Origin of the sequence: Agromyces humi, assembly GCF_009720255.1 — a bacterium.
Taxonomy (GTDB): domain Bacteria; phylum Actinomycetota; class Actinomycetes; order Actinomycetales; family Microbacteriaceae; genus Agromyces; species Agromyces humi.
This window is the reverse complement of sequence record NZ_WJSP02000447.1, coordinates 1-2,772: the sequence shown is the minus strand read 5'-3', so window position 1 is coordinate 2,772 and position 2,772 is coordinate 1. Positions and strand designations below refer to the sequence as shown.

Sequence of the window (2,772 nt, the reverse complement as noted above, 5' to 3'; positions counted from 1 at the left end):
CCGATGCCGACGAGCCCGTGGCCGCCGCCGGCGGTGTCGGAAGCCGAGGCATCCGCCCCCGCGGCATCCGATCCTGCACCGACGGGCGGCGGATCGTTCTCGACCGAGACGACGAGGTCGCCCGCGAGCACCTCGACGGCGACGTGGGTCGTCGCCCCGGGCGCGTGGCGCACCACGTTGCTCAGGGCCTCCTGCACGATGCGGTACGCCGCCGTCGAGGCGAGGCCCTCCTGCGGCAGGCGCTCGCCGAGGTCGAGCGTCACCGGGACACCGGCGCGTTCGACGGATGCCGCGAGCGCGGCGAGCTCGCCGAGCCCGGGTTGCGGGGTGGTCTCCGGCGCGGCCTCCGCGCTGCGCAGCACCCCGAGGAGCTGGCGCATCTCCGTCATGGCAGTTCGGGCGGATGCCGCGATCTCGGCGAACTCCGCCTTCGCCGGCTCGCTCAGCCCCTCGACGCGGTACGGCGCGCTCGTCGCCTGCACGTGGATGATCGACAGGCCGTGGGCGACCACGTCGTGGAGCTCGCGTGCGATGCGGTTCCGTTCCTCCACGAGCACGCGCCGCTCCTGTTCCGAGGCCGAGTGCGCCCGCTCGCGGAACAGTTCCGCGGTGACGACCCTGCGCTGGGTGATGAGGAGCGCGATCGGCAGCGCCGTGGCCGTGATGGCGGCGGCCGCGATCTCGTTCGCCGCGGCGCCCGCGTCGACGAATGCGAAGGGCGCGGTGACGAGCACGCCCGCCAGCCAGACGGCGAACATGCCGGTCCAGCTCACGCGCATGAGGCCGAGTACGAGCAGCAGCGCGAACTGGGCGATGATGGTCGTGACGGGCCATGGCCAGGGGGCGCCCTCCGACTCGGCCGACAGGAGGGCGAAGGCGAGGATGCCGGCCGTCGCGAGCGCCGCCGCGACCCAGTGGAAGCGCACCGCGAGTGGGATCGCCGCCGAGAGCGCGAGGCTCGTGGCGAAGGCGGCGAGCAGGTGCACGCCGTAGAGGGTGGCGGCGAGCGGCACCGAGACGGCGAGGAGCAGCACGGCCAGCACGCACGTGGCGAGCCACAGCCAGGCGCGCAGGCGACGGTCGTCGGCGAGCGCCCACCCCACGGTCGCCCGGCCCGCGGCGTGCGGGGGAGCGGGTGCGACGGGAGGTGCGGCGGGGTGCTGGGTGTCGTCCATGGTGCCAGCAGCCTGCCACGGCGAGCGGGGCGGCGGCATCCCTCGGCGGAGCGATTCCCGCCCCCTACCGCGGTAGGGGGCGCCTCAACCGCGCTGCGACTCCTCGGCCGCGGGCACCAGTCCGTCGACCGCCGTCGGAGGCCGCATCGCGGCCGACGCCCGTATGTCGCGGGCGAGCTGCTCGCGGTTCTTCGCGATGAGCCGGTCGTCGCGCAGGGGGAGTTGCACGCGCTCCTCGGCGATCACTCCGGCGCGCAACTGGCGCGCCCGCTCCACCTCGGTGTCGAGCACCGCGCCGAACAGCATGGCCAGGTTCGACATCCAGAGCCACAGGAGGAAGGCGATGACGCCGCCGACGACCCCGTACGTGCGCTCGTACTGTCCGAGCCCGAACACGTACACGCCGAAGAGCGTGGTGGTGAGCACCCAGGTGAGGAGCGCGGCGATCGCGCCGACGCTGAACCAGCGCAGGTGCCGGCGTCGCACGTTCGGGGTCGCCCAGTAGAGCAGCGCCATCACGACGATGCCGATGCCGGCGAGCACGGGCAGCTTGAGCAGGTCCCACCAGAAGACGACGCCCTCGTCGAGTCCGAGCACGTGCACGACCGACTCGGCGACCGGCCCGGTGAGCACCAGCCCGGCGGCGGCGACCGTGACGAGCACGACGAGCACGGCCGAGACGCCGATCATCGCCGGCCGCATCTCCCAGAAGGGCCGGCCCTCCTCCACGCCGTAGATGCGGTTCATGGCACGCCCGAACGAGCCCAGGTAGCCCGATGCCGCCCAGAGCAGGGCGACGACACCGGTGATGAAGGCGAGGCCGGCATGCGAGGCATCCACCAGCCCCTCGAGGGGTTCCTGCATCGCCCCGGCGAACTCGCGGCCGCCGAGGTCCTCGACCACCCGCAGCACGTTCTTCGCGCCGGCGCCGGCGCTGCCGAAGACGCCCACTGCGGCCAGGGTCGCGAGCAGCGCCGGGAAGATCGAGAGCACGCCGTAGTACGTGAGCGTGCCCGCGATGTCATAGGCCTGGCTGATCCGGAACGAATGCCACGTGCGGGTCAGGATGACGCGCCAGTCGCCCGTCGAGAGCTGCACTGGTGAGTCGTCGGACATGATGCCTCCAGGGTGGGCCGGCACTCCCGAGCCTACGGGCGACCGCGACGGGGAGGACAGGGCTTGCCGTGCGGGGTCAGCCGAGATACGCGTGCAGGAACGCCGCGACGCGGGGACGCAGCGCCTCGTCGAGGATGCCGATGGAGTGGTTCGCCCCGGGCACCACCTCGAGTCGCACCGGCACGCCCGCCGCGTTGAGTGTGTCGGCGAACCGCTGCGACTGCCCGAGCGGCACGATCTCCTGCTGCGCGTGCCCGATGAAGAACGGCGGATCGGTCGGGTCGACCCGGTTCGCCGGTGAGGCCTCCGCCTGCTGCGGGCAGGCCTCGAGGCCCGCACCCGGATCGCAGCCGAGGTACTCCCCCACGATGCCGCTGAGCCACGCCGACCCGCCGTCGGCCGCGAGCTCCGCCGCCGAGAGCCCGACCGGTCCGGACAGCTCGGCGACCGCGGCGACGCGGGACCCCTCGTCGAGCGGCCC

At 73.5% G+C, this 2,772-nt stretch carries 3 protein-coding genes; all 3 read right to left on the bottom strand.

Features of this window, described 5'->3' with window-relative positions:
• A partial coding sequence (locus GH736_RS20700; RefSeq protein WP_159606675.1) for a sensor histidine kinase occupies positions 1-1,175 on the bottom strand: 1,175 nt, incomplete at its 3' end.
• 84 nt (positions 1,176-1,259) lie between these two features.
• On the bottom strand, positions 1,260-2,291 hold the full coding sequence (locus GH736_RS20695; RefSeq protein ID WP_159606673.1) for a YihY/virulence factor BrkB family protein: 1,032 nt from the start codon (positions 2,289-2,291) through the stop codon (positions 1,260-1,262).
• A gap of 76 nt (positions 2,292-2,367) precedes the next feature.
• Positions 2,368-2,772: prolyl oligopeptidase family serine peptidase (locus GH736_RS20690; protein ID WP_159606671.1), on the bottom strand; the 405-nt coding region annotated here is incomplete at its 5' end.

What these genes read in the sequence shown, in the direction of transcription:
- GH736_RS20695 (WP_159606673.1), bottom strand. Translation starts at nt 2,291, where the DNA reads ATGTCCGACGACTCACCAGTGCAGCTCTCGACGGGCGACTGGCGCGTC.